Here is a 25,909-nt window from a genome sequence, read left to right as displayed (position 1 = left end):
CCCGACCTCACGCAGTAGGGGGAAGCCGTGGATCTCAACTTCGAGACCAGTGAACACGACGGGTGCGCCGTCCTCGCGGTGACCGGTGAGGTCGATGTCGCGACCGCGCCGCGGCTGCGGGAGGAGATCCTGCGGCTGCAGGACGAGGGCAATGTGCGACTCGTGCTCGACCTGACCGGTGTCCCCTTCATCGACTCGACCGGGCTCGGGGTGCTCGTCGGCCGGCTGAAGGCCGCCCGTGCCGCCGGCGGCGACCTCGCCCTGGTTGTCACCGCCGAGCGCCTGCTGCGCAACCTCGGCATCACCGGGCTCGACAAGGTCTTCGTGATCGCCGACTCGGTGCCGGACGCGGTCGCCGCGAGCAAGTCGGCGTCCTGACCGGGACGACGCTGCTCCCGGACCGCGCGCCGGACACACTGGCCGCCGATCTGCGGGCGGCGAATTTCACCGCCGATGGCCTGCAGGCCCACCTCGGGTCGGTCGCTGCCGCGGCGCTGCACCGCGAGCAGGTCGTGCCGGCCCTGCGCGCGACCGACGACGATCGGCCGCTGTCGGTCCTGATCCGCTTCTTTTGCCTCGGTATGCCGATGCCGGCCGGCCTGCTCGACCGCGCTCTGCCCTCGACCGGCGCTGCAGGGCTCGTCGCCCACGGCTTGGCGACGCGAGACGGCGAGGCGCTGGCGCCGGCATACGACTTGCGGCCCTATGGCGACGAGGACCACGACTGGTGGGTGCTGTCGGACCTGTCGGAGGTGGCGACCAGGGCTCCGTTGCGCGAGGACCACGTGCTCGGCATCGGCGGCGCGTCCACCACGCTGGCCAGCTGGACGCCGCGCCGACGAGCCCGCCGCGCCCTCGATCTCGGCACCGGCAGCGGGGTGCAGACGCTGCACCTCGCCCAGCACTGCGACCAGATCGTGGCGACGGACCTGTCTGAAAGAGCTTGTGCCACAGCGCAATTCACTGCTTCGATCAACGGTCTCGACATGGTCGAGGTGCGGCGGGGCAGTCTGTTCGAGCCGGTCGCCGGCGAGCGTTTCGACCTGATCGTGAGCAATCCGCCGTTCGTCATCACTCCGCGTGCGCCCGGCGTGCCGGAGTACGAATACCGTGACGGCGGACTGGTCGGTGACGCGATCGTGCGCACGGTCGTGCAGCAGGCCGAGCAGCATCTCCAGCCGGGCGGCATCGCCCAGCTGCTGGGCAACTGGGAGGTGCCGCGCGGGCGCGACTGGGCCGATGTCGTGGGGGACTGGCTCGCGCCGACCGGGCTGGACGCGTGGGTGGTCCAGCGCGACAGCCAGGACCCGGCCGAATACGCCGAGCTGTGGGCGAGCGACGGCGGCCACCGCACCGGCGAGATCTACGAGCGGATGTATGCCGCGTGGCTGGACGACTTCGCCGCCCGCGAGGTCGAGCGCATCGGCTTCGGCATCATCACGCTGCGCCGCCCCGAAACCGATCGGCCGGCCGTCCGGCGGCTGGAGGAGGTTGGCGGCCCGGTGGCCAGCCCGATGGGCCCGACGATCGACGCTGGCCTGCGCGTCCTGGAGTGGACTGCCACCCACGAGGTGCTCGACGCCCGGTGGATGGTCGCCGCCGATGTCACCGAGGAACGCTTCGGTCGGCCCGGAGCCGCCGACCCGAGCGTGATCCGGCTGACGCAGGGAGGAGGGCTGCGGCATACGGTCCAGATCGACACGGCCACGGCGGCCTTCGTGAGCGTCGCCGACGGCGAACTCACCGCGCGCCAGGCGTATGCCGCGATCGCCGCCCTCCTCGATCAGGACGCCGAGGAGTTGCTCGCCGAGCAGCGCCCGATCGTCCAAGGGCTGGTCGAACGCGGCTTCCTGGTGCCCGTCGAGGGCGAGTGAGTCAGGTCACATGAGCGCCTCGGGTACGTTTCCCTCGAACCGGCACACCGAGGTCACGACGAATCCGTGACCCGCCGGGGGATCGAAGGAGCGCCCGTGGCCACCAAGCTCGTCATCGTCGAGTCGCCCAGCAAGGTCAAGAACATCTCCTCCTATCTGGGGGAGGGATTTGTCGTCGACGCCAGCGTCGGGCACATCCGCGACCTGCCCAATCCCTCCGAGCTGCCGGCGGACATGAAGAAGGGCCCCTACGGCAAGTTCGCGGTCAATGTCGACGACGGCTTCGACCCCTATTACGTGGTCGATGCGGACAAGCGCAAGAAGGTCACCGAGCTCAAGCGGCTGCTCAAGGACGCCGACGAGCTCTATCTCGCGACCGACGAGGACCGCGAGGGCGAGGCGATCGCCTGGCACCTGCTGCAGGTGCTCAAGCCCAAGGTGCCGGTCAAGCGGATGGTCTTCAACGAGATCACCAAGGAGGCGATCCAGCGCGCGGTCGCCAACACCCGCGAGCTGGATGACCGGCTCGTCGACGCGCAGGAGACCCGGCGCATCCTGGACCGGCTCTACGGCTACGAGGTCAGCCCGGTGCTGTGGCGCAAGGTGCGCCAGGGCCTGTCGGCCGGTCGCGTGCAGTCGGTCGCGACCCGGATGGTGGTCGAGCGCGAGCGTGAGCGGATGGCCTTCCGGGCCGCGTCCTATTGGGACATCGACGGCGAGTTCGCGGCCGGCTCGGGCAATGCCTTCACCGCGCGGCTGTCCGCGCTCGATGGCACCCGGGTGGCCACCGGACGCGATTTCGACGACCTCGGCCGGCTGACGACCTCCAGCGTCGTGCACCTGGACTCCCAGCGTGCGACCGCGCTCGCCGAGGCGGTCAAGGCCTCCGACGCGCGGGTCACCTCGGTGCAGGAGAAGCCCTACACCCGCCGCCCGAGCGCGCCGTTCACCACGAGCACGCTGCAGCAGGAGGCCTCGCGCAAGCTGCGGCTGTCGAGCAAGAACGCGATGCGCGTGGCCCAGCGCCTCTACGAGAACGGCTACATCACCTACATGCGCACCGACTCGGTGACGCTGTCCTCGGCCGCCACCAGTGCCGCCCGTCAGCAGGCGCGGGACCTGTATGGCGCGGAGTACGTGCCCGACAAGCCCCGGGTGTATGCCGGGAAGGCCAAGAACGCCCAGGAAGCGCACGAGGCGATTCGTCCGGCCGGGGATCGTTTCCGCACGCCCGCCCAGGTGGCCGGTGAATTGCGGGGCGATGAGTTCGCGCTCTACGAGCTGATCTGGAAGCGCACCGTGGCCTCGCAAATGGCCGACGCACGTGGGTCCACCGCGACCGTCCGGCTCGAGGTGCCGGTGGACGCGGCCGGTGCGAAGGTTGCCGAGTTCTCCGCCAGCGGCACCGTTATCACCTTCCGCGGCTTCCTCGCGGCCTACGAAGAGGGTCGCGACGCGGTCCGCAATGCCGACGACAGCACGGCCGAGCGCCGGCTGCCGAAGCTGTCCGAAGGTGTCGAGCTCGACGTGCTGGACGCCGAGGCCAAGGGCCACGAGACCTCCCCGCCGCCGCGCTACACCGAGGCGACGCTGGTGAAAGCCATGGAGGAGAAGGGGATCGGCCGCCCGTCGACCTATGCCGCGACCGTCGGCACGATCCAGGACCGCGGTTATGTGCAAAACCGCGGGTCGGCGCTGGTGCCGACCTGGCTGGCGTTCGCGGTGACCCAGCTGCTCGAGCAGCATTTCCCGAGCCTGGTCGACTACGACTTCACCGCCTCGATGGAGGAGGGCCTGGACCAGATCGCCGCCGGCGACGAGGACCGGGTGGCCTGGCTGACCCGGTTCTACTTCGGCGACCAGGCCAAGACCGCCGAGGGCCTGCGCGAGATGGTCGACGACCTGGGCGAGATCGACGCCCGCGGCATCTCCACCATCCCGATCGGCGAGGACATCGTCGTGCGGGTCGGCCGTTACGGTCCGTATGTCGAGGCCCTCCAGGTCGACACCTCGACCGGCGAGGTCACCGGCGACCCGAAGCGGGCCTCGATCACCGACGACATCGCCCCCGACGAGATGACGCCGGAGAAGGCCCGCGAGTTGTTGGCCGCGGCCGACGACGACGGCCGGGTGCTCGGCACCGACCCCGAGAGCGGCCACGAGATCGTCGCCAAAGCCGGCCGCTACGGCCCCTATGTCACCGAGGTGCTGCCCCAGACCGAGGACGCCGCGCCCAAGAAGGGCAAGAAGGCGGCCGGTCCGAAGCCGCGCACCGCCTCGCTCTTCAAGGACATGGACCTGTCCTCGATCGACCTGGCGACGGCGCTGCGGTTGCTGTCCCTGCCGCGCGTCGTCGGCGAGGTGACCGAGGGTGAGGGTGAGGACGCCAAGACCGTCCAGATCACCGCGCAGAACGGCCGCTACGGGCCCTACCTGAAGAAGGGTTCGGACTCGCGCTCGCTGCAGACCGAGCAGCAGATCTTCGACATCACTCTGCCCGAGGCGCTCGCGATCTATGCCGAGCCCAAGCGCCGCGGCGCGGCGGCCAAGCCGCCGTTGAAGGAGCTCGGGCAGGACCCGGTCTCGGGCAAGCCGGTGGTGGTCAAGGACGGCCGGTTCGGGCCCTATGTCACCGACGGCGAGACCAATGCGACCCTGCGCAAGGGTGACGAGCCGGAGACGATCACCCCCGAGCGCGGCTTCGAGTTGCTCGCCGAGAAGCGGGCGAAGGGCCCGACCACCCGCAAGCGGGCGGCCAAGAAGACCGCCAAGAAGACCGCGAAGAAGGCGGCCAAGAAGACGGCCTCGCGAGCGGCGAAGAAATAGCCACCTGATCTTTGCCACAATGCCGCACGTTGGGGAGATCGCGGAACCAGCCAGGGGGACGACGCCGTCATACCGTCGATCCGCTGGGAACACAAAGGGAGAATCACGTCACCATGAACACCTCGCTCATTCGCCGCGTGGCCGCTGCCGGCATCGTCGCCGCCACCACGGTCGGCATGACCGCCTGCAATTCGGACAACACCGTCACCGAGCCGTCGTCGACGTCCAGCTCGACGACCAGCTCGTCGTCCTCGTCCTCGGAGACCAGCTCGGACACCAGCTCCTCGGAGACCAGCTCGGACACGAGCTCGTCGGACACCAGCTCCGACTCGAGCTCGTCGGACACCAGCTCGGATTCGAGCTCTGACTCCAGCTCGACCGCCGACAGCGGCCCGACCGACCCGTCGGCCAAGGACGCGAGCTTCAGCTTCGGCCAGCCGGCCGTCATCGCCGACTCCTCGCAGACCTTCCGGCTGACCGTCAAGAGCCTGAAGAAGGCTCCCGACTCGGTCTACAGCAGCACCAGCCTGAAGAAGGAAGACGGCACCGTCTACTTCATCGACTACGAGGTGACCCCGCTGAAGTTCGACAAGTTCTTCAGCAACACCACGGTCAACGGTCTGTTCCTCTACCCGACCTTCGACTCCTCGCAGAAGGCCAAGCGGCTGTATGGCGACGCGCCGGGTTGCTCGAGCGAGTCCAAGGAACTCAAGGTCGGTGAGACCGGGTCGGCGTGCTACGTCTACCAGGTCACCGGCAAGGAGGCCTCGACGGTCACCTACAACAACTACACCTACCGGCTGACCTGGAAGTAGGCGTCAGCTGCACCGAGAGCCGGGCCCGCGCGATCTGCGCGGGCCCGGCTTCGTTCAGCCGAGGGCGGTGAACGGTTGCGGGTCGCGAGTGAACTTGTAGGTCGCCCAATTCAGTTGTCGCACAGCGCCGTTCGCGTCCCGGTGCACCACGAGGCGCTCGCCCCTCTCGCGGCCGGCGATGGTGCGGAACTCGTCCTCGCCGTCGCGTTCGAAGCGCGACCATGGCGCGCTGTCGGGCGCCCGGTCCAGTCGCGCACGCAGTTCGCCCTCGGCGATGACGAAGGTGAAGCCCATCCCCTCGGAGAACCAGCGGCCGGTCAGGTCGACCAGATCCGCGGGCTCCAGGGTGCCGGGCATCCACGGCTCAGGCAGGCGCGGATCGTGCTGTGCGACATACGAACCGAGTCGTATGGCGGTCGCGTCCGGTCCCAGCGCGGAGGTGTTGTTCATCAGCACCCCGGCGCTGAGGCCGGGCTCGCGAGTGGAGAAGAAGCCGGTGATCGCACCGGGGAGCCCGCCGGTGTGACCGAACCAGATGTCGTCGTCCTTGCGGACCAGCTGGAAGCCCAGGCCCCACGCCGACTGCCAGCCGGCGTCGACCGGGATATGCGGCACGAGCATCTCCTCGAGGGTGTCCGGGGACAGGATCGAGGAGTCCGGGTCGAGCAGGAAGGCGTGCCAGGCGAGCATGTCGTGCAGGGTGCTGACGATTGCTCCGGCGGCGTCGGTGGCGCCCTTGTCGAGCACCGGCTCGCGCACCGGGACGTCGCTGAAGGGCGGCACGAAATATTGCGCGGAGTGCGGCGGCTCAAGGGCAAAACCGGTGCGGCGCAAGCCGATTGGGTCGATCAGCCGAGCCTTGATCGACTCGGCCCAGGGGCGTTCGTCCAGCCGGGCGATGACCTCGCCGAGCAGGGCGTAACACAGGTTGGAGTAGTGCCAGGTGCGGTGCGGCGGCAGCACTCGGGCCGCCTGGTTCCAGCCGTCGAGCAGTTGTGCGCGGTCGGGGAAGACCAGGGTGTCCCAGACGTCGCCGACGGGTTCGCGCTGCATGCCGCTGACGTGGGCGAGCATCTGCCGGATCGTCACCGCGCCGTGCGCCACCTCGGGCAGGTGCCGGTCAATGCGGTCCTCCAGGCCGAGGCGGCCCTCGTCGCGCAGCTGCATGATCGCCACCGCGGTGAAGGTTTTGGTGTTGGACGCGACCGGAAACTGGGTGTCACCGTCGAGCGGCACCGACGGGTCGGACAGGTCGGCGCTCCCGATCGCGGTCTCCCACTCCACCCTGCCGTCACGGCGCACCCCGGCGACGAAAGCCGGTGTGCGACTTGCTCTTTGGGCCTCGAGAGAGATGCGATCGAGGGCGGTCACCACGGTGTCGGGCAGGCTCCGGCTCATGCGGTTGACCCTACGCCCGGCCGCGGAACGTCACGCGCCCGTCATGTTGCCGTTCCCTTGTGGTCGATTCGGTCGCCGACGATCGGGTGTCAGACCACCAGTGGTGACGAGGAGGCCGGTCCATGGTGCTGCCTTTCGTCGAACCACGCCCGCTCCCGGAGTCGGGGCTGCGGGCCGTGGGTGATGTCGGAATCATCCGGCTGCACTGGCGAGCCCAAACGGGTGTGTGCGGCTACGAGGTCCACGGGGTCAGCGGAGCCGCGGGGGACTGGCGTCCCAGCCCCGGCACCCTCCTGGCCACCGTGGACGAACCGCGGTTCGCCCACCGCGGGCTCGGCGCGCTCGCCCAGCGGTGGAGCTACCGGGTCCTGCCGGCCGGCGTGCTGCCCTCGCCGCTGCCGCCCCCGCAGCCGGCCGTCTCGCGCACCTCGGTGACCGTGACCGGCATACCTCTGGCGACGGTGGGCAGCTTCGATGGCAGCGGACTCGAACTCGCTTTGGCACCAACGGGTTTCGTGCACTACCAGTCGACCTTCCCGCGCGACGTCGACTTCCGGCATGGCCTCGACCGGGCCGATGTGCGGTGGAGCTATCTGCAGCCCGGGCCGGACGACGCGTGGGCCGGCCGGCGGGGCCACCGCTTCCGGTTGCGCTTCGATTTGGACGAGGTGCCCGACCACGATGTCGACCTCGCGCTCTGGCTGGTGGATCGGCACCCGAGCCGAGCGGGCTCGGCGACCGTCAGCCTCAACGGCACCCGCGTCGACACGCTCTTCTTCGACGAGCCCGCGACCGCGCAGGTCGAAGGTGCGGTCCGCCCGGGAGCCGGCGCGGGTCCGGCATACCTCGAGCACCCGATCGGCCGCGAGCACCTGCAGCTCGGCGAGAACGTCCTCGACATCGAGAAGGACCAGGGCAGCTGGATCGCGTATGACGCGCTCGGCGTCTTCGGGCGGCCCCGCTGAGCCTGTCGGTCCCGCGGCCTACCCTGTCCCGTATGCCGTCCGCCTCGCCTGCCGCTGCCCGCGGACTTTTCGTGGTCTTCGAGGGCGGCGACGGCGCAGGCAAGTCCACCCAGGTCCGGCTGCTCGCCGACTGGCTGGCGCAGCAGGGGCGCGAGGTGGTCAGCACCTTCGAGCCCGGCGGCACCGCGCTCGGCAAGGACATCCGGCAGGTGCTGCTGCACGGTGATCACGTCGATGCGCGGGCCGAGGCGTTGCTCTTCGCCGCCGACCGCGCCCACCACATCGAGACCCTGGTGCGGCCCGCCCTGAAGCGTGGCGCGGTGGTCGTGCAGGACCGCTATCTCGACTCCTCGGTGGCCTATCAGGGTGCCGGGCGCGAGCTCGACGCAGCCGAGGTGCGCGGGCTGTCGTTGTGGGCGACCCGCGACCTGCTGCCCGACCTGACCGTGCTGCTGGACGTGGATCCCGTTGTGGCACAAGGGCGTCGGCAGCGTGAGTCGGACCGTCTGGAGCGCGAGGGTGAGGACTTCCAGCGCCGGGTGCGCGAGCACTTCCGCGCCCTAGCCGCGGCCGAGCCGGAGCGCTATCTCGTGCTCGATGCCACCGAGCCGCCCGAGGTGATCGCTGCCGCGGTGCGCGACCGGTTGGCCGGCCTGGTGAGGACGACATGAGCGTCTGGGCCGATGTCGTCGGCCAGCCCGAGGTGGTCGACGAATTGCAGCGGGCCGTCGACGACCCGGCCCGGATGACCCACGCCTGGTTGCTCACCGGGCCACCGGGGTCGGGCCGGTCCACCGCCGCGCGTGCCTTCGCCGCCGCCTTGCAGTGCCCGCAGGGCGGTTGCGGAGAGTGCCGCGAGTGCCGCACCGCGCTCGACGGCAGCCACGCCGATGTGACCGTGCTGGCCACCCAGGGGTTGTCGATCCAGGTCAAGGACGCCCGCGAGCTGGCCGCTCTCGCCCAGCGCAGCCCGCAGGTCGGACAGTGGCAGGTCATCATCATCGAGGACGCCGACCGGCTGACCGAGCGCGCCGCCGATGCTCTCCTCAAGGCGCTCGAGGAGCCGGTCGCCCGCACCGTGTGGGTGCTGTGTGCGCCGTCGCTGGAGGATGTCATCGTCACCATCCGCAGCCGGTCCCGGCACGTGCGCTTGCGCATCCCGTCGGTCGAGGCGGTCGCCGAGCTGCTCCACCGCCGCGATGGCATCGAGCTCGACACCGCCCGCGTCGCGGCCCGCGCCGCTCAGTCCCATGTCGGGCTGGCCCGGCGGCTCGCCCGCGACGAGGGCGCCCGCTCTCGTCGGCGCTCCACCCTCGCGTTGCCCGCCGGGTTGCGTGGGCTGGGCGACGCGCTGCGGGCAGCCGCCGACCTGGACACCCTGGCCAAGGAGGAGTCGGCCTCCTCCACCGGCGAGCGCGACGCGGCCGAGAAGGCCCGGCTGCTCGAACAGCTCGGTGCCGATCCGGCGGCACGCACGCAGCCGCCATACATCCGCTCGCAGGTCGCCGCGCTCGAACGCGACCAGAAGACCCGGGCGACCCGGTTGTCCCGCGACGTCATCGACCGCTCGCTGGTCGACCTGCTGTCGTTCTATCGCGATGCGCTGGTCGTGCAGTGGGGCGGCCCGGTCGAGCTGGTCAACGCCGACTTGCGGATGAGCGTGCAGGATCTCGCCAACGCGCTGCCGCCCGAGGCGCTGGTGCAGGCGATGGACGCGATCGGCACCGCGCGCGAGCGCATCGAGGCCAATGTCGCGCCGCTGCTGGCCCTGGAGGCGATGATGATCTCGCTGCAGGCCGTCGGCGCACCGATGACGTAGCGTTCGGGGGTATGCCGAGCTCTTCGCGTGTCGTCACCCTCGTCGCCGCCGCCGGACTCGCCCTGGCCGGGTGTTCCGGCGGATCGGGTTCCTCGTCGAGTTCCGCTGCGTCACCTACCTCCTCGGCGACCACCTCGTCGGTGTCCAGCGGTTCGTCGCCGGCATCGTCCAGCGCGACCGGCGGCGGGCAGAGCGACCCGGCGCTGGCCCGGTTCTACGACCAGAAGCTGCAGTGGTCGCAGTGCGGTGACGTCGAGTGCGCCAAGCTGACCGTGCCGGTCGACTACGCCGCACCGACCGGAGCGACGATCCAGCTCGCGGTCGACCGGGTGAAGGCCAAGGGCGGTGCGACCAAGGGGTCGCTGGTGCTCAACCCCGGCGGCCCGGGCGGTTCGGGCTATGACTATGCGGCCGCGGTCGCCGATCCGTCGATCGCCGATCAGGTGGTCGGGCGCGATGTGCGCGAGCAGTATGACGTGATCGGTTTCGACCCGCGGGGCGTGCAGCGCTCGGCCCCGATCACCTGCGTGTCCGACAAGGACATGGACAGCTATCTCGGCGCGGACCCGACGCCGGACGACAAGGGTGAGGAGCAGGCGCTCGCCACCTCGGCCAAGCAGTTCGGGCAGGCCTGCCAGCAGCGCGCCGGGGGGTTGCTCGGGCACGTCTCGACCGTCGAGGCCGCCAAGGACATGGACGTGCTGCGCGCCGCACTCGGCGACGACAAGCTCAACTATCTCGGCAAGTCCTATGGCACCTTCCTCGGCGCGACCTATGCCGACCTGTTCCCGAAGCGGGTGGGCCGGTTCGTCCTCGACGGTGTCGTCGCGCCGAACCTCACGCCGGACCAGACCAGCCTCGGCCAGGCCAACGGCTTCGAGACCGCGACCCGGGCCTACGTCAAGGACTGTGTCGCCAAGGGCAACTGTCCGCTCGGCTCGACCGAGGACGCGGCGATGACCCGCATCCAGTCCTGGCTGAAGCAGCTCGACGCCACGCCGATGCCGGTCTCCGGTCAGGGCGGTGTCACCCAGCTGACCGAGGGCTGGGCCACCCTCGGCATCGCCGATGCGATGTATGCGATCTGGCGCTGGCCCGACCTCACCGACGCCTTCCGGCAGGCGTTCAACGGTGACGCGAAGCCGATGATGATGCTCGCCAACGAATACGCCGATCGCAATCCCGACGGGTCCTACAACGGCAACACCATGCAGGCGATCAACGCCATCTCCTGCCTGGACCGCAGCGCACCCGCCGACCTCGGCCACTACGAGCAGGAGGCGACGAGCTTCGCCAAGACCGCGCCCACGTGGGGTCGGATGCTCGCGTGGGGCGGGATCATGTGCGGCCAGTGGCCGGTCAAGGCGACCGGCGCGCCGAAGAAGATCACCGCCGCCGGGTCGGGCCCGATCGTGGTCGTCGGCACCACGCGGGACCCGGCGACGCCATACGCCCAGGCCAAGGATCTCGCCTCCCAGCTGCAGAACGGGCACCTGATCACGTATGACGGCGACGGCCACACCGCGTATGGCGGCGCCAGCCGGTGTGTCGACCAGGCCGTCGACGCCTACCTGGTGAACGGCACGGTGCCGCCGGACGGGAAGACCTGCTAGCGGACGTGCTCGCGGACGACCTCGACGGTGAGCGGCGCGAGGTCGTCCGGCAGGTCACCGGCCGGGTCCAGCCAGCGCAGTTCCTCCAGCTCGGCGGCGACCTGCTCGACCGGCACGCTCGGGTGTTCGAACACCGACGCCTCGAGCCGGTGGTCGCGCTCGTTGGCGGCCCAGGTCCGCCATACGCCGAGGTCAACCAGGCGCGCGGGGTCCAGGTCGAGCCCGAGCTCCTCCTGGCATTCGCGCACCGCGGTCTGGGCCGGCGTCTCACCCGGCTCGGGCTTGCCGCCCGGCAGCATGAACCGGTCGGTGCCGCGCTTGCGGACGGTCAGCACATGGCCCCGCGCGTCCCGCAACAGCACGGCGCTGACGACGATGACGGGGTGCTCCACAGCCAGCGAGCGTAGGCCGCCGCTCGATTCGGACGCACGCCGGGCCGTGCGTATACTCGGTGCCGCTCCGCCGCAGGTGGGGCCTGCCGCTTTAGCTCAGTTGGCCAGAGCGATTCACTCGTAATGAATAGGTCGTCGGTTCGATTCCGACAAGCGGCTCCATCAGCGCCCGCCGGTCTCGGCGGGCGTTTTCCGTATGCCGGCGTTGAAAACCAGCCTCCTCGCCGGCGATGGGGTGGGTTCCGGCACGCCTATATCGTGATTCATACACCAGTGAGAGGGGCCGACGATGGCTGTGACCAGTGTCCATCTGGACGCTGAGTTGTTGAAGCGGGCTCGAGCGCTGACCGGCGAGCGGTCGAACCGGGCAGTCTTGGATCTGGCGCTGCGCCGGCTGATTGCGTCCAAGCAGAAGGCCGCGATGGTCGAGGGCATCGCGGAGCTAGCTGATGTGCCTGCCGAGATCGACGCGCCCGTGGTTACGCCGCAGCCAGCGGCCGACTGACCGACCATCTCGTCGACAACTCGGCGTGGGCCAGGCTCACCGCCAGGGACCCGGCCGTCACCACATTGCCCAAGTGACTGACCTGCAGCACGAGAACGTCGCGCCGTCGTCGTGACCCCTGCGACGGGTGTGATTGCGGTCTGGACGTAGAACTGCCCGGTTACGATGGCAGGGTGAGTCGCTTGGACCGCATCACCTCTGACCCAGACATCTGCCATGGGCAGCCGGTCGTGCGTGGGCTGCGCTACCCGGTGCAGATGCTGCTGGAGTTGCTGTCCTCGGGCATGACGTTCGAGGAGATCCTGGGCGACTACGAGGATCTGGAACGCGACGACCTTCTGGCTGCCTTGGAGTATGGCGCTGTAACCGTGGGTGGGCACACGGCCCAGCTGGGGAATGCCGACCTTCCGGGTCATTAGCCTCCACCAAACTCGGCGCGAATTAGGCGGTGACCCCGCCGTCAATCACGATGTCCTGGCCGACAACGAAAGAGGACTCGTCCGAGGCGAGCCACAGGACTGCGTTGACGATCTCGTCCACCTGTCCGACTCGACCGATGGGCACCACCGCGGCGAGCCGTTGAGCGCGGTCCTCCTCAGTCTCGCCCGGTCGCAGCGACATTTGGGTGGCAGTGGCGCCGGGGCTCACGGCGTTGATCCGGATGCCGTCACCGATGTGGTCAAGCGCCGCGACCGCGGTGAGTGCGGACACGGCCGCCTTGCTCGCCGCGTACGCCGCTACGCCGGGCCTCCGGCCGTGCGCGCCGATGTTCGATGCAGTGTTGACGATGACGCCGTGGCCGCGGGGCCTCATGACCGTAACTTCAGCCCGCAGCGCGTGGAAGACGCCGGTCAGGTTGACCGCCACGGTGTCCTCCCAGGTGCTGGTGTCCAGGTCGCCGAGCGGGCGCGGCGCGGGGAACACACCGGCGTTGTTGTGTGCGACGTCCAGGCGGCCGTGGGTGCGCACGACCTCCTCGACCAGTGCCTCGACCTGGCCCTCGTCGGTCACGTCGACCGCGATTGCGGCAGCGCTGCCGCCGGCGGCCCTGATGACCTCGACCGTCTCATCGAGGGCCTCCTTGCTGCGCCCGGTGACGACCGCAGTCGCGCCGGCTGCGGCGAAGGCCCGGGCGGTGGCCCGGCCGATGCCCGATCCGGCGCCGGTGACCAGGACTACACGGTCGGCGAAGTCATAGGTGATGCTCATGCGAGATATCCCATCTGGTTGCGACGTCCCAACCGAGCGGAAGGGACGAGGACGGCGAGGATCAGTGCGACGGCGAGGTATGCCGCGCCGCTGAGGTGCAGGGCTGAGGCGAAGCCGTCGGACGTGTCGGCGGCACTGGGCGCCGCCGTGCGGGCGTAGGTGATTGCGGTCGCGAGCGAAGTGATCGCGGCCAGACCGAACGTGGGGCCGGCTTCCATCACAGCGTTGAGAAGGCCGCCGGCGCGTCCGGCCGTCGTACCGTCCACGTCGGCCATGCCAACGACGGTGGAGGCGGCGAACATCACGGCCGCACCGCACGGCAGGACGAGCAGCCCTGGCAGCAGGACGACGTAGTCGTCGACCGCGATCCCGGTGCCGACCAGCCAGAGACCGACGGCGGTGAGCGCCGTGCCCGCCGGGAGGCCCCAGGGCGGGATGCCCGGGAGGCGCTTCACCACGCGGCTCGTCAGCAGGCTGGCGGCGAACAGAGCCGCGCCGATTGGCACGAAACCCAGCGAGGTCTGCAACTCGTTCCAGTTCAGCACTTGCTGGAAGTGCACCGCCAGCATGAAGAAGCTCGTCGTCACCGCAGTCGAGGCCAGGAAGACCGTGGACGCGAACCGTCGGTCGGGATCGGCATTGCCACGGTTGAAGACCTTGGCATTTCCATATTTCCGGAAGTGTAGAATCTCTCGAGAGCGCGGTCAATGAACTGATGACGACAGATGGAAGTACTGGTCATGGACACCATGCACACGGACAACGCTGACGAGCTCGCGGCGATCATGCGAGCACTCGCCGACCCTGTCCGGATCCGAATCCTGCGTCTCGTCGCTGACGCTGGCGAGCTCACCTGCTCTCCGCTCGCCGAGGCACTCGACCTGCCCCAGTCGACCCTGTCGCGCCACCTCCGGGTGCTGCGGGAGAGTGGGCTCGCCTACTCGCGCCCCGACGGCGCCCACCGCTGGGTGGGTGTCAACGCGGATGCCGTCAACGCCCGGCACCCCGGGCTGCTCGCCTCGCTCCTGGCTCTCGGCTGAATCCCAGTCGGATGCTCACGCACGAAGCGGGCGTGTATGCGCGGGACGATCCGCGGAGCGTCGCTACCGTATGAGGCATCTAATTCTCGGCCACCCAGGAGAAACGCCTGAACCCGTCCATCGCCGTCATTGGCGGCCTGGCTGCCGTGATCGAGTTCAGGAAGCGCGGGTTTGCCGTATGCCGGGGTTGCCGCCCTCCGAGGTCGATCAGGTCACGCCCAGATCACCGCGCAAGGCTCGTCGCCAATGGTCTCGGGGGTGGTTGGATACGACACCGCAGTGCCGGACGCGTATCGGGCGGCTGTCCAGGAGACGACGGCTGCGTCGAGCACATCATCGACCGCGGCCATCGCTCCGGCCTCCCCGACATCCGCGGGGAGAACGATGCCGACGGCGGCGAGTAGCGCCAGTCGTTCTTGGGCTCCGGACCAGGTCGACTTCGGGTGCTCCAATGGGTGACCCGCGATGGTCGCGAACGACACCTCGGGATGCGCTTCGATCACCGTCCGGTCGGTCGCCCGGGTCCACGTGTCAACCTCGAGGATTTTAGGGCCAAGCCGGTGCGCCTGCTGTGAGATGCCTTTGCCGGTAGCGGCCAAGGAGAGGGCGGTCGCCTCAGCGTGAGTAGCTGCCTCCAGGGCAGCCCTGATGGGCGTCCCGAAGACCGATTGCCAACGCTTCCCGACCAGCGACCTCGCCAGCCGGTCCGCCTCGCGCGGGCCCGACGTCGGCAGCCCGATGGGAATGTCGATCGCCACCACCGCCAACGGAGGACCGTCAGCTTCGGCAGTGGCTACGAGCTTGTCGATGGTCACCCCGAAATACACCCGCACATCGCTGGACGCGCCCACCCACCCCTTTGTGCAGGCGTCGACGCCAAGCACGCGCGGCGAGGGGGTGGATTCCGGCACGTCTACATCATGATTCATGCGCCAGCGAGAGGGGTCACGCTGGCTGTGACCAGTGTCGATCCGAACCCTGAGTTGGTATGCCGGGGTCGGCGTCCACAGACTCGCCGCGCACAATGGCTCCCGTGATCGCCGCACTCGCCGCCAAGCTGGACCAGCCCGACCACCCGATTGGGATGGGCCGACTGTTCGTGCTCATTGTGGTCGGCTTCGCCGTGCTGTTCATGGTGACGGTGCTGATCGGGCGCGTCCGCGACCAGAAGCGCGGCCCGCAGGAGCCCTTCGGCGAGCCAGTGCTGCTGCGCGACGACAAGCGGCGCGGCCGCAAGAAGTAGCCTGCCGGGCGGCCCTACAACGCCCGCCCGAGCACCGCGTCCGCCACCTCGGTCGCGTGCGTCTCGGGGATCCAGTGCCCGGCGTCCAGTTCCACGAAGCGGTAGTCCGGGCCGACATACGACGCAGTCCGCTCCGCCGCGTCCCGGCCGAGCGCGAAATCACGCGCACCCCACACATAGGTCGTCGGCACGGTGATCGTGGCGCCTGCGCTCTCCGGCGAGGAGGTGTTGCGCAGGAACGACAACGACGCCATCGCGCGATACCAGTTGAGCGGACCGGTGAGGGAAGACGGCGAGGCGAACCGGTCGGCATACTGCCTTGCGAAAACCTCCGGCAGACCGGTGCGGGAGAAGAGCTTCGGCAGACTGCGCGCGACCTGCCGTTCGGCGATCACCGGCACCTGGAAGCCCAGCATGTAGCGGCTGCGGCGCGCCTGGTCACCGTGCCGCATCGCCCAGACCATCGCGCTCGGGTGCGGCGTCGAGCAGACCGTCACCGACGCAACCCGGTCCGGTCGCATCCCAGCAACGCCCCACGCAACCGCGCCGCCCCAGTCGTGTCCGACGATGTGGGCACGCTCGTGGCCGGCTGCGTCGATGAGTGCGACAACATCGCGGACGAGCTGGGACATGCGGTAGTTGGACCGCCCCTTCGGCATCGCACCGGGGGAGTAGCCGCGCTGGTCGGGTGCGATGGTGCGCAGCCCGGCGTCGTTGAGCCGCGGGCGCACCAGGTCCCAGCACCGCCGGTCCTGCGGGAAGCCGTGCAGCAGCACCACGAGGTCCCCGCCCTCCGGTCCGCTGTCGGTGACGTCGAAGGTGAGATCCCCGTTGCTGTAGGTCTGCATGGGCACCAGCCTGACGTATGCCGCGCGCCCGCCGTGGTCGGTATCACCCCTTCCGTGGTCCGGAGCACCGTTTCCGCCGTGAGAAAATAGTGGAGCTATGGGATCGGAGTTGCGGTATCCGCTCGGCGGTCGCCGGGCCTGGGTGGTCTGGGCGAGCGCCATCGCCGTCTACGTGCTCGCGGTCTTCCACCGCACCTCCCTCGGCGTCGCCGGACTGCTCGCGGCCGACCGGTTCCAGATCAGCGCGGCCCAGCTCGCGACCTTCGCAGTGGTCCAACTACTCGTCTACGCCGCGATGCAGGTGCCGGTCGGTGCGCTGCTCGACCAATTCGGCTCACGGGTCATGCTCGTCACCGGCGCGGCTTTGATGAGCGCCGCGCAGGCCGGTTTCGCCTTCGCGCATAGCTTCGGCGCCGGCATTCTCGCGCGCGTCTTCGTGGGCATGGGCGATGCGATGGTCTTCGTCTCGGTCCTGCGGCTGGTGGCACTGTGGTTCCCGCCCGCGCGCACCCCGATCGTCACCCAGGTGACCGGCTGGGTCGGCCAGCTCGGTGCGATCGCCGCCGCGGGTCCGCTCGCCGCCGCGCTCAAACACCTCGGCTGGGAGCACTCCTTCCTGCTCGCGTCCGGCCTCGGGGTCGTGCTCGGGGTCGTGCTGGTCCTCGTCGTGCGCGACAGTCCGTATGCCGACCCGCACCGGGCGCAGGTGCAGATCCGGGGCGTGGCGCGTGCCGTGCGAGTGGCCTGGCGCCACCCCGGGACCCAGCTCGGGCTGTGGAGTCATTTCACCGCGCAGTTCAGCACCAACGTCTTCGCGATCATGTGGGGCTACCCGTATTTGACCAGGGGACAAGGGCTTTCGGCCGACACGGCCAGCCTGCTGCTGACCTTGATGGTGGTCGCGAGCATCGTGGCGAGCCCGTTTTATGGCGTCTTCGTGACGCGCTATCCCTACTCACGCTCCAGCCTCGTGCTCGGCACGGTCGCCGCGATGGTGACCGTCTGGACCGCGGTGCTCGCCTGGCCGGGCCGTGCCCCGCTGTGGCTGCTGGTCGTGCTGGTCGCGGTGACCGCCGTCGGTGGGCCGGGCTCGATGGTCGGCTTCGACCTGGCCCGCACCTTCAACCCGCCCGCGCGCCTCGGGTCGGCCACCGGCATCGTCAATGTCGGCGGCTTCTTCGCCGCGCTGTGCACGGTGCTGCTGATCGGGGTAGTGCTCGACCAGGTGGCACCCGGTGGCCCGGCGACCTACACCGTCGACAGCTTCCGAGCTGCGTGGTGCGTGCAATATCTCGTCTGGGCGATCGGGGTCGTGCAGATCATCCGCTGGCGCCGACGGGTGCGGACCATGATCGACACCGACGAGGACACCCCGGACCACCTGCGCCGGCGCGTCAGCCGACGGGTGGCCTGAACCCGGTCAGTCCTTCGCGGTCGACTTCGGGGCGCCGTAGACCAGCTCGACATACTCCGGGTGGTGCCCGATCCAGCCCTTGATGAACGGGCAGATCGGCAGCACCTTGCGCTGGCTCTGGTTGTCGCGCACATCGTCCAGCGCGAACCGGGCGAGCTTGGACCCGATGCCCTGACCCTCGAACTTCGGGTCGACTTCGGTGTGGGTGAAGACGATCAGCTGGTCGGTCAGCTGGTACTGCGCGAAGCCGGCGACCTCGCCGTCCACCAGCGCCTCGTACCGCTTCTCGTCAGGGTTGTTGCGGGTCTCAACGTCGCTCATCGTGTTCCTCTCGTGGTCTGTTTCTCAGTCACCCGCCGGGTTCCTTTTGGCGGGTTCCTCATCGCTCTGATCTGCCTCGCAGGCTCGGCAGTTCATTCGCTTGATCGTCACCCGCCGATACGCCCCAGCCGGTTGCGGGGGCGCAGACGGATCGGTGGGATCGGCGGGGCGGGGATGCGATCGACGGCCCCGGCATACCCCGGGACCTGGCCGAAGCGGTCGCTGCCGCGCTCATACTCCTCGCGGGCGGCGACGATCTCCTCGTGGCTGCGGCCCACGAAATTCCACCACATGACGATCTCCTCCTCGAAGGGTTCGCCGCCGAGCAGCACCACGCGCGCGGGCTCGTCGCCGGCGCTCAGGTGCAGCGTCGCAGAGCCCGGGTCGACGCAGCCGAGGTCTCCCCGGCTGAGCGGCGAGCCTTCGAGGGTCACCTCGCCACTGTCGACGAGGACGGCGTGCTCGAAATCGGTGCGCACGTCCAACTCCAGCGTGGCGCCCGCCGCGAGCCGCAGTTCGGCCCCGAGCAGCGGGGTGAAGGTGCGCACCGGCGAACTGCCGACGCCAGCGAGGTCGCCGAGGAAGACCAGCGCGGTGCCGGCATCACCGGGCAGCGAAACCTCCTGCGGCGCGTGATGCTGGAAGTCGCGCAATTGCTCGCGATCGGACTCCGGCAGCGCCACCCACAACTGCACGCCGTGCAGCCGCTGGGTGTCCGGCGTGGACACCTCGGAGTGAGCGATGCCGTGGCCGCCGGTCATCAGGTTCATCTCGCCCGGGCGCACGAAGGCGTGCACCCCGGCGGAGTCGCGATGCTCGATCGCGCCCTCGAAGAGCCACGACACCGTCTGCAGCCCGGTGTGCGGATGCGGCGGCACGTCCATGCCGTCACGGGCGGCGTCGATCACCTGGGTCGGTCCGTAGTGGTCGGCGAAACACCAGGCACCGACGAACGATCGGTCCTTGTGCGGCAGGGTGCGCCGCACCTCGAGCGAGCGTATGCCGCCCAGCGGCACGGTCCGCGGGGCCAGCACCTGCACCGCGTCGGTCATGAGCCGGAGTTGTCGAACTGGACGCCCTCGGCCTGGTCCAGCTGCTGCTTCTTGGGGAAATACCAGTTCATCACCGTGCGCAGGTTGTCGGCGTCGGTGCGCGCCCAGTTGCGCATCAGCTCCGCGCCGAAGGAGATCGCGGTGATCGGCTGCGCGCCGGCCGCGACCATCCGCTCGAGCGCCCGCTCGTGCGAGGTGGTGCTGATGCCGCCGACCGCGTCGGCGACGGGATACACGTCATACCCCTCGGCGAGCATGTCCAGCGTCGGGAAGGTGAGACAGACCTCGGTCCACAGCCCGGCGATCACGACCTTCTTGCGGCCGCTGCCCTCGATCGCGGCGCGGAAATCCGCGTCCTCCCAGGCGTTCACCCCGGTGCGGTCGATCTCCTGCACCCCGGGCAACTCGTCGCGGATCACCTGCGCGGTGCCCTCGTTGACACCGAGGTCGACGCCGACCGTCGACAGGACGACCGGGACGTCGTATGCCGTCGCCAGCTTGCAGAGCGCGATGACATTGAGGTCGATGCGGTCGCGGGAGGTCGAGGTGATGGTGTGGTACTGCTCGGGCTGGTAGTCGATCAGCGCGAGCACGCAGTTGGCGGGGTTCAGCAGGTGGTCGGTGGCCTGGTCGCGGACGGGCTCTTGCTCGGTCTTGGCCATCGGCATACCTCTCGGACGGGGACGGGACGGTGCTCGCTCAACGGTGCCATCCGGCGCACCTGGCGAGCAATGGGGTTCACCCTTGGTGGGTGCGACCAGTCGTTGCTCCAGGCTGCCGACTCCCTCGACGGTCGAGGTCAAGGTCTGGCCCGGCTGCAGATAACGCTGCGGTTCGCGGCCCATGCCGACGCCGTCCGGTGTGCCGGTGAAGATCAGGTCGCCGGGATAGAGCGTGATGACCTGGGTGAGGCCTTCGATGAGCTTGGCCACCGGGAAGAGCAGGCGGGAGGTGCGGCCGTCCTGCACGGTCTCACCGTCGAGCACGCAGGTGAGCGCGACGTCGTCGCGGTCGGCGAACTCGTCCGGGGTGACCACGACCGGGCCGGTCGGCGCGAACCCGGGGTGAGACTTGGCGAGGCCGAATTGCGCTGCGGGACCACGCAATTGGCCGATCCGTTCGGACAGATCCTGACCGCCGGTGAGCCCGGCGACATAGTCCCAGGCGTGGTCCGCGCTCACCTGGTGTGCCTGCTTGCCGATGACCACGACGAGCTCGACCTCCCAGTCGGTGTGGCCACCGTCGGGCAGCGTGACCTCGCCGACCGGCCCGGTCAGGCTGCTCAGGAACTTTGGGAAGACCGGTGGCAGGTGCTCCGGCGGCTCGAAGCCGGACTCGGCCGCGTGCGCGCCGTAGTTGAGCCCGATGCCGAGGATCTGCCGGGGCGCAGGTGAGGGCGGCCCGAGCTCGTCGGTGCGGTATGCCGTGCCCTCGGCCAGCTTGGCGCCCTGGGCCCAGGCGACCACCTCGGCCCACTGGTCGTAGACGCCGGCGAGGTCGGGGCCGAACCGGCCGTCGCTGGCCTGGTGCAGATCGACGGCTCGGTCGGGCGCGGTGACGATGGCGGCGCGGCCGCGCAGGTTGGCGAGCTTCATGCCGCACACCGTGTCAGGGGATCAGTCACCAATCAAGCCAATGTTCGAATGTTGGTCTCGGTAGGGTGAGGCCTCGTGACAGTGAGCAAGCTGCGGGCGAGCGCCGCCAGCGTGTATGACGGGCTGCGCGGCGACGTGCTCGGTGGCATCTTCCGGCCGGGCGAGCGGCTGAAGTTCGCGCCGCTGTGCGAGCGCTATGGCGCGAGTGTCTCGGTGGTGCGCGAGGCGCTCAGCCGCCTCGCCGAACAGGGTCTGGTCGAGGCCGAGCCCAATGTCGGCTTCCGGGTGCGGACGGTGTCGACCGAAGACTTGCTCGACCTCACCCGCACCCGCATCGAGATCGAATCGCTCGCGCTGCGCCGCTCGATCGCCGAGGGCGACGCGCACTGGGAGGCCCGGTTGCTCGCCGCCCACCACGTGCTCGCCGCGACCCCGATCGTTGCCGCCGAAGGGCCACCGCGGATGTCGGACGAGTGGGAGACCGCCCACGCGGCCTTTCATGCCGCCTTGCTCGAGGGTGGCGCGGGTCCGTGGCTGCGCTCGGTGGCGGCGACCCTGCGCGACGCTTCGGAGTTCTACCGCCGCCTGTCCCAGGTCCGCGCGCCCGGCCGCGACGAGGCGGCCGAACACCGCGCGATCCTCGACGCGGCGCTCGCTCACGACGCCGACCTGGCGGTCGAGTTGCTGCGCGCGCACTACGACCGGACGGCGCAGATCCTGCTGGGCTCGGTCGAGTTCGGCTGAGAGCCGGTCCAGCCCGCCGGGGTAACCTGCCCGTCGAATCTGGCCGGTCATCGTGCGGGGGAGGATGTATGCCGCGAGCTCGCGTCGTCGGCGCTGCCGCGACCGCGGTCGTCCTCGCCGTCGGTGGGTATGGGGTGCTCGACGCCTACGACGTCGTGCCCGGCATCCTCACCACCGCCGACGCCCCGCAACAGCCGGTGCCGCCCCCCGGCAGCACCACAGCCGGCCCGAGTGTGGCGCCGCCGGGACCGGCCGACGCTCCGTCGATCGCGCCGGCGGCGGCCGGCGCGGTGCCGGTGCCGGCGAAGGTCGTCGCCCAGGTGAAGTCGGCGCTGGCGGCCAAGGGCTTGCCGGCCAAGACGGCCCTCGTCGTGCGGGACGGCCAGACCGGGTCAATGCTGTTGGACCGCAACGGTTCCGCGGCGTGGACGCCTGCATCGATCACCAAGCTCGTTTCGTCGTGGGCGATCGCCAAGACGCTGCCGCTGGAGCAGACGCTCACCACCAAGGTGGTCGCCGGATCGCCGGGGCGCATCACCCTGGTCGCCGGCGGCGACACGGTGCTCGCGCCGGGCAAGGGTGATCCCAACGCCATCGCCGGCCATGCCGGGGTTGCCGACCTCGCCGCCCAGATCGCCGCCGCGCTGAAACGCCAGGGCAGCACCGCGGTCACCCTCGACCTCGACACGTCCTACGCTCCCGGCCCGCTGACTGCACCTGGCTGGGCGCCGGACTACCTGCAGCTGGGGTTCACCGCGCGCATTGCCGAGCTCGGTCTGGCCACCGAGCGCGAGCGTCCTCCGACACCGGCGGTGGCCGACCCCAACCGCAGCGTGGCGAATGCCTTGGTGAAAGCCCTTGCGGCACAAGGGATTACGGCCAAAGTCGGCGGCAGCGCGACCGCCGGCAAGGACGCGACCGTGCTCGGTGCCGTGCACTCTGCGCCGATCGCCGACCTCGTCGGACTGGCCCTGCAGGACAGCGACAACGCGATGATCGAATCGCTCACCCGGCAGGCGGCGTTCAAGGCCGGCGTCAAGGGCGACAGCGCATCGGTCACCGGCTGGGTGCTCAACACCCTTAAGACCGCGGGCTTCGACACCACCGGGGTGAAGCTCTCCGACGCCAGCGGGCTGTCGCCGGGCACGACGATCCCGGCCCGGCTGATCGGTGACCTGCTCGTCACCGGGACCACCGGCAAAGACCCGGCATACGCCGAATTGCTGTCGCGGCTCGCGGTCGGCGGCTGGAATGGCACGCTCCATGACCGGATCCTGTTGCCCGCGGGGGAGGTGCGCGCCAAGACCGGCTCGCTGCCCGGGGTGGCCTCGCTCGCCGGCACCGTGGTCGACCGCAGCGGGCGGGTGCTCGTCTTCGTGATGGTGCTCAACAGCGCGTCGAACGCGAGCCAGTGGGACCTGCGCGCCTACCTCGACCGGACGGTTGCGGCGCTGCAGTCCTGCGGCTGCAGCTGAGCGACGGCATACGGTGGTGCCCATGGCCGATGAGAAGTATGTCGACTGGGAGCTCGCGAGCCGCACCGCCCGACGGCTGTTGCCGGACGGGCCCAAGGTCTCCCTCGGTGAGGCGCACGCGACCGTCGAGGACCTGCGCGATGCCGCGCGCCGGGCCCACGATCCCGTGGCAACAACCGCCCAGCTCGACACCAGCGGCCGACCCGACAGCCCGGTGCATGTGGTCGACCGGGCCCACTGGATCGACGTCAACGTCGCGTCCATGTCGGCTCTGCTCGACCCGGTCGTCGACAAGATGACCGCCAAGCGCAAGGCCGGTGCCGCCGCCCGCGCAGTGAGCGCCAAGGTCTCCGGGGCCGAGGCCGGTGCGGTGATGGGGTGGGTGTCGACCAAGGTGCTGGGGCAATACGACCTGGCGCCCGACGGTCAGCCGAGCCTGCTGCTCGTCGCGCCGAATATCGTTGCGGCAGAACGCCAATTGAAGGTCGACCCGGCCGACTTCCGGCTGTGGGTGTGCCTGCACGAGGAGACCCACCGGGTGCAGTTCACCGCGGTGCCCTGGCTGCGCGAACACCTCGTGCAGCGGGTGCGCACGCTGATGGTCGACCTGGTGCCCGAGCCGGACGAACTGCCCCAACGGCTGCAGGAGATCCTCGGCCGGCTGCCCGAGGCGCTGCGCGAGGGGGGCACCGGCCTTGCCGACCTCGTCACCACCCCGGAGCAGCGCGAACAGCTCGCCAATGTGACCGCCGTCATGTCCCTGCTCGAAGGCCACGCCGATGTCGTGATGGACGACGTCGGCCCGCAGATCGTGCCGACCGTCGAGGAGATCCGCCGCCGCTTCGACAAGCGCCGGCAGGGTGCCGGTGCGGTCGACCGGCTGCTGCGCCGACTGCTCGGCATGGAGGCCAAGATGCGGCAATACCGCGACGGCGCGAAGTTCTGCCGGACCGTGCAGGACCGCGTCGGTGTCGAGGGGTTCAACGCGGTGTGGACCTCCCCGCAGACGCTGCCGACCGCCCGGGAGATCGAGGCGCCGCTCGCCTGGATCGAGCGCGTGCACGGCTGATGGCCGGGCCGCACCCCGCCGTCGCCGCCACCCGGGTCGCGGTGCGCCCGCTGCTCGATCATCCGGTGTTGGTGGCGTGCTCGGGAGGTGCGGACTCGCTGGCGCTCGCGGCAGCGGTGGCCTTCGAGGCGCCGCGTGCAGGTGTCGTCGCCGGAGCGGTCGTGGTGGACCACGGATTGCAGAACGACTCCGCCGAAATCGCCGAAACCGCTGCGGCACAATGCCGTTCGCTCGGCTTAGCGCCGGTGACTGTGTCCCGGGTCAGCGTCGGTGGCGCCGGTGGTCCGGAGGCGGCCGCCCGGTCAGCGCGTTACGACGCGCTGCACGCGGCGTCCGCCGCTCACGACGATGCGCTCGTGCTGCTCGGTCACACCCGCGACGACCAGGCCGAGTCCGTGTTGCTCGCGATGGCGCGCGGGTCCGGCATACGGTCCCTCTCCGGTATGGCGGCCGCCGGGCCGGGCGTGCTGCGTCGCCCTTTCTTGTCGGTCACCCGGGCGCAGACCCGCGAAGCTTGTCTCCACCTCGGGTTGCAGCCGTGGGACGACCCGCACAACGAGGACCCGGCATACCGCCGGGTGCGGGTGCGAAAAGCGTTGGGGGAGTTGGAAAGTCTGCTCGGCCCGGGGCTTGTCTCCGGTCTTGCGCGCACCGCCGCGCTGGCGCGCGAGGACGCCGACCTGCTCGACGAACTCGCGGCCGACGCGGCCGACCGGCTCGGTGCACCGCCGTGGCCGGTCGACGAGCTCGCCGCCCTGCCGCGGCCCGTCCGCACCCGGGCATGGCGGCTGCTGATGAACCGCTGCGGTGCCACGACGATGGATGTCTCCTCCACCCAGGTGGGCTGGCTGGACGAACTGATCACCCGGTGGCGCGGCCAAGGGGCGATCGACGTGGCCGGCGGCCTGCGCGTCGCGCGCACCGACGGTCAGATCACGGTGAGCCGCCCGCGTCGGCTTGAATAGCCCCATGGACTCCTCGCACATGGGCGACGACCTCGACCACGTCCTGTTCACCGAAGCCCAGATCCACGCGCGGCTGGACGAACTGGCCCAGGACATCTGGCGCGACTACGAGGGCAAGGACGTGCTGCTCGTCGGCGTGCTCAAGGGCGCGATCCTGGTGATGGCCGACCTGATGCGCGCACTGCCCGGCAGCGTGCCGATGGACTGGATGGCGGTGTCGTCCTATGGCTCGGGCACCAAATCCTCCGGCGTGGTGCGCATCCTCAAGGACCTCGACACCGACATCACCGGTCGTGACGTGCTCATCGTCGAAGACATCATCGACTCCGGGCTCACGCTCAACTGGATCCGCTCCAACCTGCTCTCGCGCAACCCCGCGTCGCTCGAGATCTGCACCCTGCTGCGCAAGCCCGAGGCCGCCAAGGTGCAGATCGACTGCAAATACGTCGGCTTCGACATCCCCAACGAGTTCGTCGTCGGCTACGGCCTCGACTACGACGAGCGCTTCCGCAACCTGCGCGACATCGGAAGGCTGGCGGCTCACGTGTATTCGTAGGTCGCTAGCGCTCCCTCACGAATACCCGTGAGCCGGCCGCCATTCCTTTGGCGGCGGTTCCTCCTCCGGACCGGGCTCGCAGGCTCGCCCGCCCGGCATCGTCACCCCCGCGCCCGGCTCACGTCTACTCCTGACTCGCAGGCTCGCTCACGGGCACCCGCGCGGGGCTCG

27 protein-coding genes and 1 tRNA gene are annotated in these 25,909 nt (G+C 69.8%); 19 read left to right on the top strand and 9 right to left on the bottom strand.

What is annotated here, in order from left to right:
* Positions 1-27 precede the first annotated feature (27 nt).
* The 4 genes from G9U51_RS06315 (at position 28) to G9U51_RS06300 (ending at position 5,515) form a co-directional block, all read left to right on the top strand.
* Positions 28-378, top strand: a complete 351-nt coding sequence (locus G9U51_RS06315; protein ID WP_166194809.1) for an STAS domain-containing protein — start codon at positions 28-30, stop codon at positions 376-378.
* Complete coding sequence (locus tag G9U51_RS06310) at positions 375-1,874, top strand: DUF7059 domain-containing protein (protein WP_456238027.1); 1,500 nt, start codon at positions 375-377, stop codon at positions 1,872-1,874. The genes G9U51_RS06315 and G9U51_RS06310 overlap by 4 nt, the downstream gene beginning before the upstream one ends.
* A gap of 96 nt (positions 1,875-1,970) precedes the next feature.
* Positions 1,971-4,700, top strand: coding sequence for a type I DNA topoisomerase (gene topA, locus G9U51_RS06305; protein WP_166194806.1), 2,730 nt, complete (start codon positions 1,971-1,973; stop codon positions 4,698-4,700).
* A 113-nt stretch (positions 4,701-4,813) separates the two neighbouring features.
* Entirely contained in the window at positions 4,814-5,515 is a 702-nt protein-coding gene (locus tag G9U51_RS06300; protein ID WP_166194803.1) for a hypothetical protein, read from the top strand.
* A gap of 54 nt (positions 5,516-5,569) precedes the next feature.
* Here the strand turns inward: G9U51_RS06300 and G9U51_RS06295 are convergent, their stop codons facing one another.
* Complete coding sequence (locus G9U51_RS06295) at positions 5,570-6,913, bottom strand: serine hydrolase domain-containing protein (protein WP_166194800.1); 1,344 nt, start codon at positions 6,911-6,913, stop codon at positions 5,570-5,572.
* Between the two features lie 122 nt (positions 6,914-7,035).
* Between G9U51_RS06295 and G9U51_RS06290 the strand changes: the two genes are divergently transcribed.
* Genes G9U51_RS06290 through G9U51_RS06275 form a run of 4 tightly spaced genes read left to right on the top strand, consistent with a single transcriptional unit; the run spans position 7,036 to position 11,310 of the window.
* Entirely contained in the window at positions 7,036-7,878 is an 843-nt protein-coding gene (locus tag G9U51_RS06290) for a hypothetical protein (protein ID WP_166194797.1), read from the top strand.
* A 32-nt stretch (positions 7,879-7,910) separates the two neighbouring features.
* Positions 7,911-8,549: a dTMP kinase gene (gene tmk, locus G9U51_RS06285; RefSeq protein ID WP_166194794.1), complete on the top strand. Its 639-nt coding sequence runs from the start codon at positions 7,911-7,913 to the stop codon at positions 8,547-8,549.
* Positions 8,546-9,697, top strand: a complete 1,152-nt coding sequence (locus G9U51_RS06280; protein WP_166194791.1) for a DNA polymerase III subunit delta' — start codon at positions 8,546-8,548, stop codon at positions 9,695-9,697. Before tmk ends, G9U51_RS06280 begins: the two co-directional genes overlap by 4 nt.
* Positions 9,698-9,708: 11 nt before the next feature.
* Positions 9,709-11,310 (top strand): alpha/beta hydrolase, encoded by a 1,602-nt coding sequence (locus G9U51_RS06275; protein WP_166194788.1) that lies wholly within the window; start codon positions 9,709-9,711, stop codon positions 11,308-11,310.
* On the opposite strand, the gene G9U51_RS06270 is transcribed toward G9U51_RS06275, so the two are convergent.
* Complete coding sequence (locus G9U51_RS06270; RefSeq protein WP_166194785.1) at positions 11,307-11,702, bottom strand: NUDIX hydrolase; 396 nt, start codon at positions 11,700-11,702, stop codon at positions 11,307-11,309. The genes G9U51_RS06275 and G9U51_RS06270 overlap by 4 nt on opposite strands.
* 85 nt (positions 11,703-11,787) lie before the next feature.
* Here G9U51_RS06270 and G9U51_RS06265 point away from each other — a divergent pair.
* The 3 genes from G9U51_RS06265 (at position 11,788) to G9U51_RS06255 (ending at position 12,626) form a co-directional block, all read left to right on the top strand.
* A tRNA-Thr gene (locus G9U51_RS06265) sits at positions 11,788-11,864 on the top strand.
* A 127-nt stretch (positions 11,865-11,991) separates the two neighbouring features.
* Positions 11,992-12,207, top strand: a complete 216-nt coding sequence (locus G9U51_RS06260) for a type II toxin-antitoxin system VapB family antitoxin (RefSeq protein ID WP_166194782.1) — start codon at positions 11,992-11,994, stop codon at positions 12,205-12,207.
* Between the two features lie 173 nt (positions 12,208-12,380).
* Entirely contained in the window at positions 12,381-12,626 is a 246-nt protein-coding gene (locus G9U51_RS06255) for a DUF433 domain-containing protein (RefSeq protein ID WP_166194779.1), read from the top strand.
* Between the two features lie 22 nt (positions 12,627-12,648).
* On the opposite strand, the gene G9U51_RS06250 is transcribed toward G9U51_RS06255, so the two are convergent.
* Positions 12,649-13,416 carry an SDR family NAD(P)-dependent oxidoreductase gene (locus G9U51_RS06250; protein ID WP_207948060.1) on the bottom strand — a complete coding sequence of 256 codons (768 nt, stop codon included), beginning with the start codon at positions 13,414-13,416 and terminating at the stop codon, positions 12,649-12,651.
* Positions 13,413-13,985, bottom strand: coding sequence for an MFS transporter (locus G9U51_RS06245; RefSeq protein ID WP_166194776.1), 573 nt, complete (start codon positions 13,983-13,985; stop codon positions 13,413-13,415). Before G9U51_RS06245 ends, G9U51_RS06250 begins: the two co-directional genes overlap by 4 nt.
* Before the next feature lie 171 nt (positions 13,986-14,156).
* Between G9U51_RS06245 and G9U51_RS06240 the strand changes: the two genes are divergently transcribed.
* Positions 14,157-14,456: an ArsR/SmtB family transcription factor gene (locus tag G9U51_RS06240; protein WP_166194772.1), complete on the top strand. Its 300-nt coding sequence runs from the start codon at positions 14,157-14,159 to the stop codon at positions 14,454-14,456.
* A gap of 212 nt (positions 14,457-14,668) precedes the next feature.
* Here the strand turns inward: G9U51_RS06240 and G9U51_RS06235 are convergent, their stop codons facing one another.
* Positions 14,669-15,367 carry a DUF429 domain-containing protein gene (locus G9U51_RS06235; protein ID WP_166194767.1) on the bottom strand — a complete coding sequence of 233 codons (699 nt, stop codon included), beginning with the start codon at positions 15,365-15,367 and terminating at the stop codon, positions 14,669-14,671.
* A 122-nt stretch (positions 15,368-15,489) separates the two neighbouring features.
* Between G9U51_RS06235 and G9U51_RS06230 the strand changes: the two genes are divergently transcribed.
* The gene (locus G9U51_RS06230; RefSeq protein WP_166194762.1) at positions 15,490-15,699 is read left to right on the top strand and encodes a hypothetical protein; all 210 of its coding nucleotides are present in this window, start codon (positions 15,490-15,492) and stop codon (positions 15,697-15,699) included.
* Positions 15,700-15,713: 14 nt separating this feature from the next.
* On the opposite strand, the gene G9U51_RS06225 is transcribed toward G9U51_RS06230, so the two are convergent.
* Positions 15,714-16,547 (bottom strand): alpha/beta fold hydrolase, encoded by an 834-nt coding sequence (locus G9U51_RS06225; RefSeq protein ID WP_166194759.1) that lies wholly within the window; start codon positions 16,545-16,547, stop codon positions 15,714-15,716.
* 97 nt (positions 16,548-16,644) lie between these two features.
* Between G9U51_RS06225 and G9U51_RS06220 the strand changes: the two genes are divergently transcribed.
* On the top strand, positions 16,645-17,961 hold the full coding sequence (locus tag G9U51_RS06220) for an MFS transporter (RefSeq protein WP_166194756.1): 1,317 nt from the start codon (positions 16,645-16,647) through the stop codon (positions 17,959-17,961).
* A gap of 6 nt (positions 17,962-17,967) precedes the next feature.
* Here the strand turns inward: G9U51_RS06220 and G9U51_RS06215 are convergent, their stop codons facing one another.
* From G9U51_RS06215 to G9U51_RS17305, 3 genes are all read right to left on the bottom strand, one after another.
* On the bottom strand, positions 17,968-18,282 hold the full coding sequence (locus tag G9U51_RS06215; protein WP_166194753.1) for a GNAT family N-acetyltransferase: 315 nt from the start codon (positions 18,280-18,282) through the stop codon (positions 17,968-17,970).
* Positions 18,283-18,389: 107 nt separating this feature from the next.
* Entirely contained in the window at positions 18,390-19,334 is a 945-nt protein-coding gene (locus G9U51_RS06210) for a pirin family protein (RefSeq protein ID WP_166194750.1), read from the bottom strand.
* Positions 19,331-20,929: an isochorismatase family protein gene (locus tag G9U51_RS17305; RefSeq protein WP_235945556.1), complete on the bottom strand. Its 1,599-nt coding sequence runs from the start codon at positions 20,927-20,929 to the stop codon at positions 19,331-19,333. Before G9U51_RS17305 ends, G9U51_RS06210 begins: the two co-directional genes overlap by 4 nt.
* Positions 20,930-21,004: 75 nt before the next feature.
* Between G9U51_RS17305 and G9U51_RS06195 the strand changes: the two genes are divergently transcribed.
* The 5 genes from G9U51_RS06195 to hpt all read left to right on the top strand — a co-directional run bounded on the left by G9U51_RS06195 (position 21,005) and on the right by hpt (position 25,738).
* The gene (locus G9U51_RS06195) at positions 21,005-21,673 is read left to right on the top strand and encodes a GntR family transcriptional regulator (RefSeq protein ID WP_328823351.1); all 669 of its coding nucleotides are present in this window, start codon (positions 21,005-21,007) and stop codon (positions 21,671-21,673) included.
* A 68-nt stretch (positions 21,674-21,741) separates the two neighbouring features.
* Entirely contained in the window at positions 21,742-23,148 is a 1,407-nt protein-coding gene (dacB, locus tag G9U51_RS06190; protein WP_166194747.1) for a D-alanyl-D-alanine carboxypeptidase/D-alanyl-D-alanine endopeptidase, read from the top strand.
* 22 nt (positions 23,149-23,170) lie between these two features.
* Positions 23,171-24,217, top strand: a complete 1,047-nt coding sequence (locus G9U51_RS06185; protein WP_166194744.1) for a zinc-dependent metalloprotease — start codon at positions 23,171-23,173, stop codon at positions 24,215-24,217.
* Complete coding sequence (gene tilS / locus G9U51_RS06180) at positions 24,217-25,182, top strand: tRNA lysidine(34) synthetase TilS (protein ID WP_166194741.1); 966 nt, start codon at positions 24,217-24,219, stop codon at positions 25,180-25,182. Before G9U51_RS06185 ends, tilS begins: the two co-directional genes overlap by 1 nt.
* A 4-nt stretch (positions 25,183-25,186) precedes the next feature.
* Entirely contained in the window at positions 25,187-25,738 is a 552-nt protein-coding gene (gene hpt, locus G9U51_RS06175; protein WP_166194738.1) for a hypoxanthine phosphoribosyltransferase, read from the top strand.
* The last annotated feature ends 171 nt before the right edge of the window (positions 25,739-25,909 follow it).

The sequence above is a fragment of the Metallococcus carri genome, assembly GCF_011440275.1.
In the GTDB taxonomy this organism is placed as follows: Bacteria; Actinomycetota; Actinomycetes; order Actinomycetales; family Dermatophilaceae; genus Metallococcus; species Metallococcus carri.
The sequence above is the reverse complement of the archived record's forward strand: the minus strand, read 5'-3'. Positions and strand labels throughout refer to the sequence as shown.